At 47.3% G+C, this 16,227-nt stretch carries 15 protein-coding genes; 7 read left to right on the top strand and 8 right to left on the bottom strand.

Annotated features, from left to right (window positions below):
- The 5 genes from LUQ50_RS05345 to ahaH all read right to left on the bottom strand — a co-directional run.
- Positions 1 to 177: V-type ATPase subunit (locus LUQ50_RS05345; protein WP_300037301.1), on the bottom strand; the 177-nt coding region annotated here is incomplete at its 3' end.
- 17 nt (positions 178 to 194) lie between these two features.
- On the bottom strand, positions 195 to 770 hold the full coding sequence (locus LUQ50_RS05340) for a V-type ATP synthase subunit E family protein (RefSeq protein WP_300037298.1): 576 nt from the start codon (positions 768 to 770) through the stop codon (positions 195 to 197).
- Positions 771 to 783: 13 nt separating this feature from the next.
- Positions 784 to 1,041, bottom strand: a complete 258-nt coding sequence (locus LUQ50_RS05335; RefSeq protein WP_300037295.1) for an ATPase — start codon at positions 1,039 to 1,041, stop codon at positions 784 to 786.
- A gap of 22 nt (positions 1,042 to 1,063) precedes the next feature.
- The gene (locus LUQ50_RS05330; protein WP_300037292.1) at positions 1,064 to 3,046 is read right to left on the bottom strand and encodes a V-type ATP synthase subunit I; all 1,983 of its coding nucleotides are present in this window, start codon (positions 3,044 to 3,046) and stop codon (positions 1,064 to 1,066) included.
- Entirely contained in the window at positions 3,033 to 3,362 is a 330-nt protein-coding gene (gene ahaH / locus LUQ50_RS05325) for an ATP synthase archaeal subunit H (protein WP_300037287.1), read from the bottom strand. The genes LUQ50_RS05330 and ahaH overlap by 14 nt, the downstream gene beginning before the upstream one ends.
- A gap of 258 nt (positions 3,363 to 3,620) precedes the next feature.
- On the opposite strand from ahaH, the gene LUQ50_RS05320 reads away from it, so the two are divergent.
- Positions 3,621 to 5,192 (top strand): methyl-accepting chemotaxis protein, encoded by a 1,572-nt coding sequence (locus tag LUQ50_RS05320; protein WP_300037284.1) that lies wholly within the window; start codon positions 3,621 to 3,623, stop codon positions 5,190 to 5,192.
- A 103-nt stretch (positions 5,193 to 5,295) separates the two neighbouring features.
- The gene (locus LUQ50_RS05315) at positions 5,296 to 7,518 is read left to right on the top strand and encodes a hypothetical protein (RefSeq protein WP_300037281.1); all 2,223 of its coding nucleotides are present in this window, start codon (positions 5,296 to 5,298) and stop codon (positions 7,516 to 7,518) included.
- Between the two features lie 37 nt (positions 7,519 to 7,555).
- Here the strand turns inward: LUQ50_RS05315 and LUQ50_RS05310 are convergent, their stop codons facing one another.
- The gene (locus LUQ50_RS05310; protein WP_300037278.1) at positions 7,556 to 9,481 is read right to left on the bottom strand and encodes a type II secretion system F family protein; all 1,926 of its coding nucleotides are present in this window, start codon (positions 9,479 to 9,481) and stop codon (positions 7,556 to 7,558) included.
- Complete coding sequence (locus tag LUQ50_RS05305) at positions 9,478 to 11,409, bottom strand: type II/IV secretion system ATPase subunit (RefSeq protein WP_300037275.1); 1,932 nt, start codon at positions 11,407 to 11,409, stop codon at positions 9,478 to 9,480. Before LUQ50_RS05305 ends, LUQ50_RS05310 begins: the two co-directional genes overlap by 4 nt.
- 168 nt (positions 11,410 to 11,577) lie before the next feature.
- On the opposite strand from LUQ50_RS05305, the gene LUQ50_RS05300 reads away from it, so the two are divergent.
- The 5 genes from LUQ50_RS05300 (at position 11,578) to LUQ50_RS05280 (ending at position 15,500) form a co-directional block, all read left to right on the top strand.
- The gene (locus LUQ50_RS05300; RefSeq protein ID WP_300037272.1) at positions 11,578 to 12,411 is read left to right on the top strand and encodes an RAD55 family ATPase; all 834 of its coding nucleotides are present in this window, start codon (positions 11,578 to 11,580) and stop codon (positions 12,409 to 12,411) included.
- Positions 12,408 to 13,106 carry a KaiC domain-containing protein gene (locus LUQ50_RS05295; RefSeq protein ID WP_300037269.1) on the top strand — a complete coding sequence of 233 codons (699 nt, stop codon included), beginning with the start codon at positions 12,408 to 12,410 and terminating at the stop codon, positions 13,104 to 13,106. The genes LUQ50_RS05300 and LUQ50_RS05295 overlap by 4 nt, the downstream gene beginning before the upstream one ends.
- Positions 13,107 to 13,118: 12 nt before the next feature.
- On the top strand, positions 13,119 to 13,652 hold the full coding sequence (locus LUQ50_RS05290; protein WP_300037266.1) for a hypothetical protein: 534 nt from the start codon (positions 13,119 to 13,121) through the stop codon (positions 13,650 to 13,652).
- An 82-nt stretch (positions 13,653 to 13,734) separates the two neighbouring features.
- Positions 13,735 to 14,853 carry a TIGR04013 family B12-binding domain/radical SAM domain-containing protein gene (locus LUQ50_RS05285; protein ID WP_300037263.1) on the top strand — a complete coding sequence of 373 codons (1,119 nt, stop codon included), beginning with the start codon at positions 13,735 to 13,737 and terminating at the stop codon, positions 14,851 to 14,853.
- A 5-nt stretch (positions 14,854 to 14,858) separates the two neighbouring features.
- Positions 14,859 to 15,500, top strand: a complete 642-nt coding sequence (locus LUQ50_RS05280; RefSeq protein WP_300037260.1) for a metallophosphoesterase — start codon at positions 14,859 to 14,861, stop codon at positions 15,498 to 15,500.
- Here LUQ50_RS05280 and cyaB read toward each other — a convergent pair.
- Positions 15,490 to 16,017 (bottom strand): class IV adenylate cyclase, encoded by a 528-nt coding sequence (gene cyaB, locus LUQ50_RS05275; protein WP_300037257.1) that lies wholly within the window; start codon positions 16,015 to 16,017, stop codon positions 15,490 to 15,492. The two genes, LUQ50_RS05280 and cyaB, sit on opposite strands and share 11 nt — an antisense overlap.
- Between the last annotated feature and the right edge of the window lie 210 nt (positions 16,018 to 16,227).

The following is a 16,227-nucleotide window of genomic DNA, read 5'->3' as shown; positions in this document are numbered from 1 at the left end:
TCCCAGCTCATCCACTTCTTTCTGGTACTCGGTCTCCCCGATCACACGGATGATCTCAGGAAGGCTCATGTTGAGCATACGCTGGTATTCCTCAGGGGCGAGCAGTTTGGCCTTCCTCACCCGCAGCCTGGTGCTGACATAGATGTATGGTGCCGGACCGCCCGTGTTCTGAACCATTTTTTATCCCCCTGAGTTTATGCGAAGAGAATGTCTGACGCGTCCTTAAGTCCTGACTCCCATACCTGGCTCATGAAGGTATGGTAACTGAAGTCTACCTGAAGTTGACCGTCTGTGCTCTCGACGATGATTCCACCGTCGATCCCAATAATGTTACCAAAGGTGAAAGCACTGAATTCAGACTCTTTGAGTACCTCTTTCAGCACTTTCTCATCCCGTGCACAACAGTTGACCGATCCCTTCGGGATCTCGGCCATTGCCTTGTGCAGGAGTGATGAGATAGCACCTTTGTGGAAGGATTCGGGCATGGTATCGATCTTGTCAAGTGCCTGCCTGTACACCTCATCCATCAACTCCTTTTGAGTGTTGAGGATCTGGCGTTTTACGACAAGATGTCCGGCAGCTTCTTCCTGGGAGATGATATGTGAGGTGGTTTTTCCAGCCTCTTCCCGTGCTGCGGTTTTGACAGTCTCTGCCTTCTGCTGTGCGATGTTCAGGAGTTCGACCTTCTTTGCGTCTGCTTCCTTATTGATCGCTTCAGCTTCTGCCCGTCCTTTATCCTTGATCTCTGCAATGACTGCATCCAGTCCCATGATCTATCCTCACTCACTGGAACATGAGCAGGAGTGCCACGACAAGACCAAAGATGACGATGGTTTCCGGAAGCACGGTGAAGAGAAGGGCCAGACCGAACATGTCCTTGTTCTCTGCTACTGCTCCCATTGCTGCTGCTCCGATTCCCATCTCACCAAGGCCTGAACCGACACCTGCAAGGCCTACTGCGAGACCTGCACCTACTGCCTTGAGTCCTGCTGCCGATGCTGCTGCTGCTGCTACTTCTACTGCTACTGCTTCTGCTGCCATATTTTTTATCTCCTTTACTCCTTTAGTTCTGTTCAGTTAGTCTTCTAATCATTCCAAACGGATTGTATTTCTTTCCTCCACCACGGTAGAACTTGGTGAAGAACTCTACATAATGTAGACGAAGGGGGTGAATTCCGCCACCCATGATCCCAAGGACAGTATTACCTACATGTCCAATGAAGAAAATGAGAATCCCTACAATGATAAGGATAATTCCTACCGGAGTCAGGTTCTCAAGTGCCGGATTGATGAACATACCAATCGAAATGAAGTTTGTTACCATTGCGATGGCGACAGATGAGAGACCTACCGCGATAAGACGCGTATATGAAAGTACGTTACTGATGATGGTCGGGATTTCCATGAGATCCAGAGCATTTTCCCGGGCAATTAAAACCAGACCAAGGACAAGCATGACTGCTCCGGCTATGGTTGCGACATTAAGTCCACCAGCCAGTTCAGGCATCTGAGTAAGGTCAGGCATTAAAATAATCGGGAACTTTGACCATATCAGAACGATGATTCCCCACATCACCAGGATCCATCCGATATTTGCATATATCTTCAGGGACCGGTGGTGTCCATGGTCCATCCTGGAAGCGTTCTGAGCTCCCCAGATCCTGGCCAGGGTAATGTGCAGGATTCCAATCCAGATCGACACGACAAGCAACTGTGGAATTGCTGATGCATGATGTTCTGCTCCGGCAGCTACACCAATTGAGATATGTCGTGAGAACCAGAGCGGAGCCCATGGTAGGGAGAACCCTAAGAATTCAGAGAAAATTACTCCAAAGATGATACTGGCGACACTACAGTTCCGTAAGATGTCCAGTAACTGACTCCCTGCATCGCTGCCTTTTACCAGAGACCGAAGTCCGAAGCTCATCGCGAGCAGGACCAGACCGTACGCAACATCGCCCAGGATCAGTCCGAACATGATCGGGTAGACAATCGCCATTAGCAGCGTCGGATCTACTTCGGTATATTTCGGACGTGAATATAGGTCAATGAAGAGTTCAGCCGGGTGGGAAAAGCGTGGATTGTTGTACTCAACCGGAGGACCATCGTTCAGGTCTTCGATCTCAAGTTCGGTTGTGTATACCTTTCCGGCACATACACGATCCAGATTCTCATAGACCTTTGTTACCTGCTCGGTGGGAACCCAGCCGACAACAGCAAATGCGAGGTCGGTGGTTGCAAACCTGAGTGGTGCTTCAGCCTGCTCAACATCTGCAGTGAGAAGTTCTTCTGATGACATCAGGAAGTACTGGTGTTTCTCCCTGATTTCAGCCATTTTTACAGATATCTGCTCAATATCCTGGTGGATGCCGGCGATCTTCTGTTCATAATCAGCGATTATTGCTGGGGCATGTCCATTTTCTCCAGGAATGGTAACTTTCTGCAGCTGAACTTCTAAAAGTGCCTTCTCTACTGCGGGCAGGTCTTCATTCCTGGCTGCAATGGTGATGAACAACCCGCTTTTGAGTTGCTTCTCCCAGATTTCGTGAGGGACACTGATCTCCGGATGACTTTTAACCGTTCCGGCAATACAACCGACTGAGTCATACCCATTCAGTAGTTCCATCGGAAATGGTGCATCGGTAAATGATTTCAGTGCCTCGATCTTCTGCTCGTGCTCTTTTACGGAGGCTTCAAGCTTGGATCGCTGGGAAAGCAGGTGTTCGACTTCGTCAGCCAGGGCTGGAAGATCCTGTTCGATGCTGCGTTTGAGTTCCTGAACCCGGGCTTTTGCCGACTCGTCCAGTTGGTCAGATCCGATACCAAATGCACTGGCGATGGATCTGATTTTTACCAGACTGGATGAGGTGGTATCTGCTCCTTTCAGCGGCATCCCGATCCTGAATCCTTCCCACTGATCATCACCCTTCTCGACATAATCATCGATATGGAAGATGTTCATTCGGTAGAGTTCAGTAATGACCGGTTCAAGTTGCTGTTTTGATGCGACGATGAGCAGTTTGCTCATCTGTTTAGGCTGAAACATTGAGTTGCTCCTTGAAGCGTGTAACGAGCAGATCCACGGCCTTCGCGAGGTTCTGCCGTCCTCTGCTTTCCAGAGCTACTGCTTCTGCCTTCCCGTCGCTGATGATCGTGGCATGCCGCATCCCGGCCTGCTTTCGTGCATCTGCAATCTGCTGCTTCTTAAACTCTTCCGCATCTTCCTGAGCCTTCTGGATCAGGTTATCAGCCTCCAGTTCGGCACTGGCGACGAGAGACTTGCGCCGCTCTTGTGCCTGCGAAATCATCTTTTTATAGTCTTCTTCTGCGTTCTTGATATCCTTCAGGACCTCAATTTTCATCCAACCCTCCTCTCATTGATGGTACAACTATAAAGTGGACAGAGATCAGTATATGTGTTTTTATTTGTGGATTTCAGGGATCTTTACCAGTACTAAACTAGTACATACTATTCACATATACTCCGTTTTTACACGCGGATAGATGATGTGGGAGTTCTCCAGTCCTGAACTGAGTTCTTGATCTGACCCTGGCACAAACGAACATACTTAAACCAAACCCTGCACAATGTAACTTCATGCTCCTGCGGAGGGATTGGAATGAACTTACTATCAGCACTTGACTTAGTGGTCAGGGATTTTTCTTCCGGTACATATAATACCAGAATTCGGATTGATGATACAGATCCTGATCAAAGGATTGTTGCTGGTCGGGTGAACCAGCTACTGGATATTATGGAGCATCAACTGCAGGGAAGATCGCAGGAGATTACAAAAAGTCAGCATGCAGTTGCATATTATAATCGCGAAATAGTTGCATTTGTGAAAGATATCACAAATCTTGCAGGGGGGGATATGCGGAAACCCCTCCATGAACCGGTGTCAGATTCTGAAATCCCTGATATTCATACACATTTCCTGAACCTGCGTGATGCCCTCCGCACGATACAGGCAACGGTATCATCACTTGAACATGATTTTTCAGAAGTCTCTTCCCAGATGACGCAGGGGAATCTTCAGACTCGAATTGACACCGGTACCTATTCTGGTGACTTTCAACGGATTGCCTCTTCTTTAAATACGACACTGACTGCACTTGACTCTCCATTCAGAGAAGCTCTCAGAGTTGCCGGTCAGTATGCTGCCTATGATTTTACTGCCAGGTTTAACCCTTCAATTCGTGTAACTGGTGACTGGTTGAAGATGAAAGAGGCCTTTGACACCATTGGAGTACAGATCAATGATGCCTTTGGTATGATCAACAGTCAGGTCATGGAACTCACCGCCAATGCAGAACAGGCAAATGCCAGTGTACAGGAGGTGGCAAATAGTTCAGAGCAGGTCGCCAGGAACTCTGATGCCGTCTCTGAGAACACCGAACAGAGTGATGCCGGAGTCAGGCAGGTGCTCAGGGCGATGGAGGATCTCTCGGTTACAGTCGGGGAAGTCTCCCAGAAAGCTGAATCGGTCTCACGTATTGCCCAGGAGTCAACGGTTCTCTCCCGTGAAGGTTCTGAGTTTGCAAGAAAGGCGGAAGAAGGGATGGGGGTGATAACCCGGAATGCAGGCGAGGTTGACCGGGTTATCAGTGAGATTCAGCAGGAGATGAAGAAGATCAATGAGATCGTCCGGTTGATCACCGATATTGCTAATCAGACCAATCTTCTTGCCCTCAACGCTGCAATTGAGGCTGCCCGTGCCGGAGAGATGGGACGAGGATTTGCGGTGGTTGCGTCAGAGGTAAAAGCACTGGCATTGGAGTCGCGAAAGTCGGCAGAGAAGATCACTGATATGATCAGCAACCTCCAGAAAAAGTCACAGGTTGCAACCGACGCAGTTTCTGCAACATCAACTGCAGTACAGGATGGAAATGTGATGTTGTCTGATACCCTGCGGATCTTTGAGCGACTCGTAACCTCGGTCGAGGATATTTCAAACAATATTGAGCAGGTTGCCAGCATGAATGAAGAGCAGGCAGCCGCAGTAGAAGAGATTACCAGCAGTATGCACGAAGTATCGGCAATGCTTAAAGAGACAGCAAGTGAAGCGGTGGAATCGGCACATGCTACCGGAGAGACATCATCATCAGCAAACCAGCTCAGGGTTATTGTGGATCAGGTTGCAGGCATTGCTGAACAGGTTTCCGTCTCCATGGCACGATTCAGACTTTAATCCCACTTTTCTTTTTATTCATTATCGTGAATCATATATCACAGAATATAAATCCTGACACGCGTTTCTTGTAGTAAGGCATACGTTTCTGCGGGGGGTGGGGATGGATCTCGCGCAATCCATATTGAAAGAACTGATCACACTTCAGAATAAAAACGAAGAACTGGCCCGAATTATCACCAAACTCGAAAAAGAGTCTGACATTATCATCCACCAGTTTGAGAAGAAAATAGAAGAACTTCAGAAGACTGTCAAACATGAACAGGATGATAAATCCCGTGCTGCCCGGAGATATGAGGCAGAACTGGATGAACTGGGAAAGGCGAAAGACGCGCTGATACAGGAGATCACCGGGGTAAGGGATACCTTCCAGGCCCGGATTAATCAGCTTGATGAGAAGATCCAGTCTCTAACCTCTTCGCTTCAGGAACGTGAGAGTGCATATACTGCCCTGGTTCAAGAGAAAGATGATGTCAGTTCCCACTATGAGCAGACCATTGCAGCCCTTCAATCTGATCTCGCAGATCGGGAGGCCGCTGCACGCAATGAGCAGGAACTTCTCTCTTCACAAAAACGTGCTCTGGCAGAGACCATTCGCCAGGATAGGGACCGTTTCTCTTTTGAGCTCCGTCAGAAAGAAGAAGAACTCCACCTGGCCGGCAAAGCCCTCCAGTCTATGGATCAGCGCCTGCGTGAATATGCTGATCGTGAGACTGATCTTGAGGAACAGTCCAGACTAACGGTAGATCATCTCCACCATCTGATTACTACTGAACGCCAGATCCGTTCCCGTGAATTGAAAGAACGTGACATTCTGGTTTCAGGTCTGGAAGAAGATTGTAAGGTTTCCAGGCTTGCATTTCAGGATATTGAGAGCAGAACCCGGAAAGAAGCAGAAGCGAATACACAGGAGATTACCCGGCTCCAGGTTCTTCTCTCTGATGCAGAGTTTCTGAAGACCAGGGTTCAGGAAGAGAATAGTACCCTTACTGATCTACTTGCAGCCAAAACTAGTGAGTACGAAAAAACGCTGACAGATCTTACTGTTACGTCTGCGAAGGAGAAAGAGCATCTCCAGCGTGAGAACCGTAGGATCCGTGAAGATTTTGCAGCAGCAGTCCTCACTCATGATGAGATAATCAGGAAAAAGGATGAAGAGTACTCTTCACTGACCAGACAGATTGATGAGCAGACGGTCTTCCTCCATTCTGTTATCGATGAAAAAGAACGGGTATATCAGGAACTGACCATAGCAACCGCACAACTGGAGAAAGAAAAGGTTGAATGTGATCGTATCACCCGGTCAGCAGAAACCGAACAGATCAAACTCCAGAATGCCCTCGATGAGTCAAATCAGGTTCACCGTGTTGAAAGGGAACAACTGAAGGCAGAAGTTCTACAAAACCAGAACAGATCTGCCGAGCGTGAGCGTACCCTTGAACACATGATATCCGGGATCAGGAGTGAGCTTCAGGAGGTGGGATCAGAACGGGATCAACTCATTGCTGAAAAGCAATCCCGGGAAGATTATTACCGCAATGAGATTACCAGCCTCCATCAGGAACTTGCAATTATGCAGGAGTCCCTGAAATCACGTGAAACCGATCTTCTGAAGGATATTACACTTCGCGAAAGTCAGATTCAGGACCTGGTTACCAATAATGAAGCATTACGGATTGAGATTGACCGGGTCAGGCAGCGGTACCACAAACTCCAGGAGACGATTCGGGCTGAAAAAGATGAATCTGTTCATGCCCTGTATCGGGAGATCACCGCACTCGAAGAGAAACTTACCGGACGTGACCGCGATATCTCTTCATTATCTAAAGCAATTTTGCGTCTTGATGCCGAAAATACCCGGCTTATACAGGAGAATGCCTCTGAAAAACACCCGGTTGCAGCCTCACCATCCCAGGCCAGAGAACCTGAGCCTGAACCTGCGGTACCAATCTCTGTAGAAATCAGTTCTGATATCAATGATCCTCTCAGAAAGGAGGTCCTGCTCCTTACCGGGGATCTTGAGGATCCTGCCAGAGCAACAGATGCTGCGGTAAAACTTGCGTCGATGGGGCATGCGATCGTGGATCTCCTTATTCCCCTGCTCCACACCGGGTCTATCCAGCGACGGGTATGGATAGCAGTGGTTCTGTATGAAATAAACGATAACCGGGCCACACTCCCCCTGATGCGACTCCTTGAAACGCCGAAGGTTCACTTTCGGGAACTTATCTGGGAAGCAAAGAGTCAGTACCACATCCGAATGCGGATTGGTTCTCCTGATGAGTCCGGGCTCAAAACAAGTTTGTCAGGATCCGGCATGCTCTGATTTTTCATATAAACTATTTTACCTGGATTACCGGTACTTAAAATGCATAGTTAAATGCAAGAAGTGCGACGATAATCAGGATGCAACTATGCTTTACTCCTGCTTTGAGTGATGACTCACCCATCATTCCGGCTATCAGTCCTGAAAAGAATCCCTGAACCAGACAGGTATGGTAGAGGAGCCGGTCAATGGTGGTGAGTGAGAGCGTACCGACATTGGCGAGTGGTCCTGCCATGGAGAGTCCTTCTTTACTCTGGTTTGCAAGCACGGATAAAAACTGAGTACTGATCACCCCGATAACAAAGATGAATACAAAAAAGGAGAGATATACTATCGCAGTATAAATAAACATCTCCGAGAGCCGGTCACGTTTGAGGATCTCACTCATTCGGGCATCATCAGCAGCGATCCTGAGCAGATCTGCAATAGAACTGCTCATTGTTGAGGCCTTGGTGATCAACGTGACCGTTCTGGCAATGAGTGCGGTTCTGACTCGTAGTTCAAACCTGATCAGTGCATCACTAAAGTTTGCTCCCCAGAGAATGTCACGCTGGATATGTTGGATCTCATACGCGAGAAGCCCGAGATTTGCCCGGGCCATAATGGTGATGGACTGAGTCAGGGTGAGGCCTACTTCATTGATTCCTGCCATGCGATCAAGAAAATCCGGAATCAATGCTTCCATCCCCCTGATCCTGGTATTCCACATCGTGTAAAAGATTGCAAATGGGATCATGACGATGAGCAGGGCGATCATGATCATATCATCCACTGCCATGATCGTATCATCCAGCGTCTCGGAAGGGACATTTATAAAAACCCAGATCAGGAAAATTATTGCTACCGGAATCGAGAAATAAAATGAATACGTTGGATTTTCCACAAATGCTTTGAGTGGATGAGCCATCCACCGTTTTATAAATCTGAATTGATCAAACCTAGTTATTGCTGCAAACAGATGGTCTTCACCGGTCTGTTGCCTGACCCTTACATCAGAATACTGATTCAACCATTTTGCTTTGACATATCTGACTGCATTTTCATCCTTAATGGTGATGGTATCAATCATCAGGATAAAGATGAGGGATCCTATCGGGAGGACAACATAGCCGATGAGCGAGAGTTCAAATGTTGCTGAGGATCCCATCATCCCCATCACCACCATGATAACAATCAGGAATAGGGGTCCAGCTATGAAGACAGTCACATAAATCTCGCCGACAAGGCCGAGAAACTGCAGAAATTCCTTCTGTTCAAATTTTGCCTCTTCCTGCAGGATATGCACCCGGTCATGCAGGAACTGGGAGAGATCTCCTCCACTTTCAACCGTTGAGAGCATATCCTGCAGAAAATCCCGCATTTTCTGGGAAGGAGTAGTCTCGCTTAAATGCCTGATCGCACTAACCACGTCATACCCAAAAAACTCAGCATCCCTGACTACCTGTCTGAACTCGTAAGAGACCTCCCCATAGATGGCTGACATTTCTGAAAGGGATTTAAGAACCTCAAGCAGTTCTGCTCCTCCCCGTCGCATCGCATACATATAGGCAACCGCGTTATGAAGACCGACATTTATCTTTACCGTCCTGGTCATCTTCTCCAGTGCCGGATAAGCAAGCGTCAGTTTGTACCCGGCAAATCCGCTTAAAAAAAACACTGCGAGTGCAACGATCAGTTGAACTGCCAGCATGATCGGCAGATTTGGATTGTTGGTATTCAGATTGAGGTTGAGTACATTATACAGTTCAGGGTTCAGTCCGAATTGAGATGAAAAAAGAAATGAGGCGAGGAAAAAAGCGATCAGACCTGCAACAAGCCCGGTCATCAGACCTACGAACAACGCCTGTCTTACATACTGCTCAAGCGTGACTCCGGCTCTGATTGAGTTGAGATCTTTCCTGACTGATATAAAACGGTCCGGATTCCGTGCTATCCACCGTCTTACTATCAGATCCGTTCTCATGTCGCAATCCTGCTCAAATCATTGATATTATCAAAGACCCGTTCTTTATCGATATAATAAGCCTGGATAATTTTGGTAAATCTGATGTAATCGCGAAGATCCTGATCTTTGATGGCATTCAGAACCTGCTTTCTCCGTTCCATCTCTTCCAGAAGTGCCTCTCTGCTCCACCCTTGCAATGTAGCAATGTCTCCCAGGACCTGTGATCTTCCGGTGTACCCGAACGAATCGGCAAGTGGATCATATTCAAAGACGGTATTAACCATGATGTTACCGGTTGCCGGATCAATCCCTGCGATCTCCACGATCTCTTCACTCCGTCTGACCCGGTCAGGACCGATCTGGATCTGCTTCTGAATACTCAAAACATTTAGCGCCTGGAGCATGTTACGGGGAACATTCAGGGGTTCATTCTCAAGCCGGTGGATTGCTGCATCGACACTTCCGGCGTGCATGGTGGAAAATGTAGTATGGCCGGTGTTCATCGCCTGAAAGAGGGTTTGTGCCTCGTGACCACGTACTTCACCAACAAGGATGTATTCTGGTCGCTGTCGCATGGCAGCCTTGAGAAGCATGAACATATCCACTGATGTTCCACTTTCGCCGACCGAATCCCTGGTGATACTTGCTATCCAGTTTTCGTGATAAAGTGTAAGTTCCCTGGTATCTTCTATCGAGATGACTTTTGCGAGAGGGGGGATGAAGAGTGAGACCGCATTGAGTGATGTTGTCTTCCCTGAAGCAGTTCCCCCAATGAAGACCAGGCTCATGTTATTCTCGATGGCAAGCCAGAAGTAAGCGAGCATATCCGCACTGAATGTTTTCAGATCCATCAGATCAATCGGGGTGAACGGCTGTTCACGGAACTTCCTGATAGTGAATGATGTACCCCGTGAGGTTACTTCAGTCCCGAAGGTAAGTTGCAGGCGTGATCCCTCCGGGAGGGTTGCATCGATCATGGGGTTTGCTGACGAGATGTGCTTACCAGATCGCTGGGCAAGAGTGATTGCAAGAGAAACCAATGCTTCGGTCTCAAACTGGATATTGGTTTTAATATTCTGTTCTTTCCGATGAAACAGAAATATCGGGATGTTATCCCCGTCACAGGAGATATCCTCAATCCATGGATCGTTCATCAGCGCGTTGATACGCCCCCAGCCGATGTAGTTTCTGACCAGAAAATACTCAATCTTGAATAATGATCGCTGCCCGATGGTTACTCCGTAATAGTTCAGGAGATCCATCATCTTAGTCAGGAGGAGAAACCTACGATCCATCCCCACCTCATCATCGGTAAGAATGAGAACGTCACGAAGATCCTCATGTAATCGCTCAAGTAACTCATATTCAAAGGGACTTAATGCCGGTTCATAGAGCAGATACTCTTTCATCCGTGAGTTGGTATTAAGGGCAATATAGATCAGGGCACGTCCGGGATCTGCCCAGTATTCACGAATCAGTTCATACCCGGCCGGAACCTCTGCTTCCACCAGAGATCCATGCTTTTCAAAATTGTATTCTTCAATCCCTGATTTACGTGAGAGGGAAAACTTCTTGAGTAATTTACTCGAATAATTCAGATCCCTGCTTTCTCTCTCTGTACCAAGACTTTTTTTAAGTTCTTTATTGGTGATTACAACCGGGTCTTCCCTTTTTTGTAAAATCGGGCTGACTTTTATACGGTTAATCTTACTGATGTCTTGGTTTTTAGACACCGGAGGTTTCAGGGGTTTTATCGGTAATGGGATCGAAGCCACCGTCGGGCTGAATGTAGTCTTTTTTATTTTTGAAACTGTTTTTTCATCTGACGAGGTTTTTTTACCAAGAAAAATATGAGGGACCTTTATGGTAATGGTTCTTTTCTTTTTTTGTCCGCCAGAAGTATTTGTGGCTATAGCTCTAGGTTTCTCGTCTCCATCCCCCACCATAATATTGCCTGCTGATGTGACTACCCCGTTTCACACCCTCTCTGAATATGAGAATGGTATGTCATCATCAGATAAAAACGCTGAGGGATTAGCACATCAAAATTGTGAAGAAAGAGTATAAGTATAATTATGAAAGACTACTCATAATCGTCATTTTCTGGAGAGCAGATGTATACTGATATAAAACGTCATATGCCCACCGGTCTTTCAACCCTTGATCCGGTTTTTGGAGGAGGGGTACCTCCAGGTTCGGTAATACTGCTCAAAGGAGAAATTGGATCTGGAAAGGTCGAGTTTGCATATACCTCTTTAATAAATCTCTCTCAAGTCATGGCGCGGGGAATGCAGGAAGAACAGATTCTGGTTCCCGTTGATATCAGGTATATTACGGTTACCAAGATGCGTGAAGATATTCTCAGGGAGATTAGGCAGTCCTTCTCACCGGACCTGCTTATGAATATTGATCTTGTTCAGTTCGATGATCTATCTGATATTTATTTTGATTCAAGTCTTGTTCCGATCAATTGGTATTCTGATTATGATGATATCATCGAACGGATGGAAAAACGGAGAAAGGTTCATGACAGTGTCCTCTCCACGCTTGCAGATATGCTCTCCGAGGTTCCCAAAGAGAGCCTGGTTATTATTGATTCGCTGACCGAACTAGCAACCCAGTATATTGCATCCGGGAAATGGCCTGATCTTACGGCATTTCTCCGAGGGCTGCAGCGGGTTGCGAAGAAATGGAATACCACCTTCTATCTTATTCTGACCAAGGGTATTCTGAATCAATGGCAGGAGACTGAAGTTGCCGACGCAGTTGATGCGGTAATTCACTTCAGGTGGGAGGAATCTTCCACTGCAAAACGGCAACGTGTTTTATATATTGAAAAGTTTCGTGGCGTTATGATTCATCTGGAAGATCGGGAGATGGTCAAATTTGCCGTGAGGATTACTGCCGGGCGTGGGTTTGAAGTGAGTAATATCAGAGTGATCATATGATGGAGGATCGGATCACCTTCGGAATCAAGGGCCTTGATGAGATGTTATCAGGAGGGCTTATTCCTGGGTCAGTGTCCTCTATTATTGGTCAGTATGGGTGCGGAAAAACAAATTTCGCACTTTATTTCCTCTGGTCCGGGTTGCTGAACGGAGAGAACGTGATTCATATCACCCTTGAGGAGCGGACCAGTAGGATTGAGTATTATATGAGAGATAAGGGATGGGATATCTCTCCGTACCTGGGAAAATCATTGACTATTGTTAATCTGGATCCTTCTGACTTTAATCTTGCAATAAACAGTGTCAAGAATGAACTCCCTGAATTGATCAAGAGAAAGGGAGCTCAGCGGGTTGTTATTGATCCGGTATCCCTGTTTGAGGATCTGTTTAGTGATGATGCCACCCGTCGCAGGGAGATGATGCGGTTTCTCGACAGCCTTCGTGATCTTCACTGTACCTCGCTCCTTACCAGTGAAGCTGACAAGACCAATCAGTTTTCAAGCAGATATAATCTGATTGAGTATCTGAGTGATACAGTCATTCTGCTCAGGTACGCACGGGGAGATGAGGTCTCTGATATTCACCTGGCTATTGAAGTTGTTAAGATGCGGATGTCAGCTCATTCCCGTGAGGTCAAACCGTTTGAGATCCTCAAAGAATCGGTAATGGTGTACACCGAGGCGAACGTCTTTTAAACAGGAGAGGTTTTGTTCCTCTTTTTTGAACTCATCCCGAAAGAGAAGAATATTTATGACTGGATTCATGCTATAGTCTGTATGCGATCGTTCATCTGTCTGCTGAGTCTGCTCATCGTTGTCATGATCTTTTCCGCCGGATGTACTCATCCTCAACTGGGACCCGCTTCATCATCAGGAGATCTGGGAAAAGCAGGGATTCAGAGTCCTGATACCCATACCGGATCTTCAGCACAGGATCAGTACCCTGCACCACCCGAGGATAATGCCGTGTCAGCCCAGATCAATGAAAAAGACCAACTCGACAAGACAATACCTGTTTTCTTCTCAGGTGGAAAAGGGCAGAAGATGGTGAAGAGTTCCTGGATCGTACTTACCCGGAGCGATGGAAGTAGTGAACGGTTTGAGCTGCCACCCAAAGCACAGAGTGAAGTCATCCTTCAGGGGACTGATGGTGAGGATCTGGTGCGTGTGTATGCAGAATATTATGATGGTAACCAGTATCAGATCGCTGAAAAATCAGTACGACTGCGTCAACGTCTCTGACATAATCTTATTATACATCTGGTTCAGGATCCGTCTACCTTTTTTTCAGTAACAGGAAGGTGTTTGGAGCATCAATCAAAGAATGAAGATCGTTTGGCGGGAGATCACGTCCCAGCGGAATAGTTTCGCGGCACTGTATGCTGCCTGTGAGCAGCATGGATACCAACTCGTACCTTCTGATTTGCCTGGTGGTGATGTTACGTTATACAGTCTGAATTCGATTCAGGCACCGGGGCTTCTCGATGAGATTGCCGGGGCACCATGTACGACTATCGTAGGTGGCCCTCATGCCACCGCATGTTATGATGATCTTGTGAATATCGCTGATTATGTGGTGGTTGGTGAGGGTGAATTTACCGTCCCCAGATTGTTGGATTGTCTTGAACTGGGATTGCTTCCTCCGCCCGGTGTTGCGACGAAGAATGGCTATGTTCCGGTTGATCATGCGGTGATTCCTGATGCATACCCAAGTTTCAGCGAGTATCGGGGGTATATCGAGATCTCGCGAGGATGCCCACACTCCTGTCAATACTGCCAGACTCCATGCATCTTTGGTCACCGGATGCGTCATCGCGGGATAGATGCTATCAGGGATCTTGCCCGGCATTTCAACCAGATCCGGATGGTTACTCCCAATGCGTTAGCATATGGATCTGATGGAAGGCATCCGAGACTGGATAAAGTTGAACATCTGTTGAAGGTTCTGAAACGGGATCTCGGACGGGAAGTGTATTTTGGCACCTTTCCAAGTGAAATCAGACCTGAATGGGTAACACCAGAGGCGGTAGATCTGATCAGATCATACTGCGATAACACAAAACTACATATTGGAGTTCAATCCGGGAGTGACGAGGTTCTAACCCGGCTTCATCGTGGTCATTCCTGCGCTGATGCGCTTTCTGCCCTGGATCATACCAGGGATGGGGGGATGGTACCGATTGTTGATGTGATTCTCGGGTTTCCTAATGAGACTGAAGAGGAGCAGGAAGAGACGATCAGGCTGGTTCAGGAAGTGTGTAAATTCGGGTTTGTTCACGCTCACCGGTTTATTCCTCTTCCCGGAACACCACTCCAGGGAACAATTGCAACCCCGGTTATCCCTGAAGCCCAGAGGGTTCTGGGATCCCTTGCTCTTTCGGGTAGAGTAACTGGTTCATGGAACGAACCTGAGTTAAGATTTTTTAGACGGGTTCCATATTAGTACTCATGTTGAAAGCGCTCCTGCTTGCAGATCTGCACGGTGAATACGGGATGATCGAGTCCTTTATGGAACTCGCTCCTGATATTGTGTTCATCGCAGGGGATATCACCAATATGGGGACAGCTAAGGATGTTGATACCTGTTTCTCTCGGATCGATGTCCCCAGTTTCTCAGTTCCAGGGAACTGTGATCCAAAAGAGGTTGTTGATGCCCTTGAGCGTTCCAGCAGTGTGAACCTTCATGGTTCATCCATGAATCTTGGAAAAATCTCGCTTGTAGGTATTGGTGGTTCTAATCCGACTCCCTTTGGAACACCCTTTGAGATGACAGATAAACAGATTGATGATCTGCTCAAAGGAACCGTTAGCCGAATGGAGAAGGCAACCCATCATGTCCTCATCTCACATGCACCCCCACAGGGTATTCTTGATGAGATCGGGGGCAACCATGTTGGATCAGGTTCTATCAAGAAGTACATCGATAAGTTTGATCTGGTCTGCTGTGCCCATGTACATGAACAGCGTGGCATCTATGAGGCTGACGGAATCAAAGCAGTAAACCCGGGCCCGGCTGCCATGGGTAACTGCGCTATGATTCACTTTGGTGAAGATTCAAAGGACATTGAGATAAAACTTCTCAACGTTTAGACAGAAGGAGTTCGAGATAGGAGAGGGTTATCCGCTCTCCGGTCACTCCCATCTTCTGAGCAGTCTGGTCTACTCGTGCGGCCGCCTTTTCTGCATCATTCGCACTGATCAGTTCTATCTCCACATAGTCTCCGAGTCCTTCTACCTGATCCAGGGAGATAGTAAAGTCCTGATATTGATAGTATTCACGGCGCTTGCGAACAATTGCTACCATCACAAAACCGAGATGGGTGATGATCGAATGAAAAACCCCGGGATCGGTAATCTCCAGGTTCAACTCTTCCCTGACTTTTGATCCGAGTATGGTATTTTTCGGGCCTTTGTAGGTGACGATAGTTTTGGTGTCGGTCTCTCTCAACCGCAGTGCCTCATCGGTCACCCCAAAGTCCCGGTGAGGTGCATTATAATATGAGTCGTGTTCGGTCAGTACTTCGGTCAGTACTCCTCCGCAGGCGGTAATTCGTTCTCTGACCGTATTGATGTCCGGAACCCGGACTTTAATCTCGATCTCCAGCATTATCCTACCTTTTATCTATATGGCTCCCTATTTAATAAAGGAACCAAGAATGCCTGTCAAAGAAGGAGACTTTATAAAAATCAGTTATACCGGACGAAGTTTCGGGATGGTTTTTGATACAACCCGCGAGGAAGATGCACGTGAATCCGGTACTTTTGATGAGAAGAAGAAGTATGAACCGGTGATCATCTGCGCAGGAAAGCAGCAGAT

Source organism: Methanospirillum sp., from assembly GCF_028679455.1.
GTDB lineage: Archaea > Halobacteriota > Methanomicrobia > Methanomicrobiales > Methanospirillaceae > Methanospirillum.
This window is presented reverse-complemented; position numbering and strand designations above follow the sequence as displayed.

Excerpts from the sequence above, each read along its gene's own strand:
- LUQ50_RS05340 (WP_300037298.1), bottom strand. The coding sequence starts at position 770 with ATGGGACTGGATGCAGTCATTGCAGAGATCAAGGATAAAGGACGGGCA.
- cyaB (WP_300037257.1), bottom strand. The coding sequence starts at position 16,017 with ATGCTGGAGATCGAGATTAAAGTCCGGGTTCCGGACATCAATACGGTC.
- LUQ50_RS05300 (WP_300037272.1), top strand. The coding sequence starts at position 11,578 with ATGTATACTGATATAAAACGTCATATGCCCACCGGTCTTTCAACCCTT.
- LUQ50_RS05295 (WP_300037269.1), top strand. The coding sequence starts at position 12,408 with ATGATGGAGGATCGGATCACCTTCGGAATCAAGGGCCTTGATGAGATG.
- LUQ50_RS05320 (WP_300037284.1), top strand. The coding sequence starts at position 3,621 with ATGAACTTACTATCAGCACTTGACTTAGTGGTCAGGGATTTTTCTTCC.
- ahaH (WP_300037287.1), bottom strand. The coding sequence starts at position 3,362 with ATGAAAATTGAGGTCCTGAAGGATATCAAGAACGCAGAAGAAGACTAT.
- LUQ50_RS05335 (WP_300037295.1), bottom strand. The coding sequence starts at position 1,041 with ATGGCAGCAGAAGCAGTAGCAGTAGAAGTAGCAGCAGCAGCAGCATCG.
- LUQ50_RS05285 (WP_300037263.1), top strand. The coding sequence starts at position 13,735 with ATGAAGATCGTTTGGCGGGAGATCACGTCCCAGCGGAATAGTTTCGCG.
- LUQ50_RS05305 (WP_300037275.1), bottom strand. The coding sequence starts at position 11,409 with ATGGTGGGGGATGGAGACGAGAAACCTAGAGCTATAGCCACAAATACT.
- LUQ50_RS05310 (WP_300037278.1), bottom strand. The coding sequence starts at position 9,481 with ATGAGAACGGATCTGATAGTAAGACGGTGGATAGCACGGAATCCGGAC.
- LUQ50_RS05330 (WP_300037292.1), bottom strand. The coding sequence starts at position 3,046 with ATGTTTCAGCCTAAACAGATGAGCAAACTGCTCATCGTCGCATCAAAA.
- LUQ50_RS05280 (WP_300037260.1), top strand. The coding sequence starts at position 14,859 with ATGTTGAAAGCGCTCCTGCTTGCAGATCTGCACGGTGAATACGGGATG.
- LUQ50_RS05315 (WP_300037281.1), top strand. The coding sequence starts at position 5,296 with ATGGATCTCGCGCAATCCATATTGAAAGAACTGATCACACTTCAGAAT.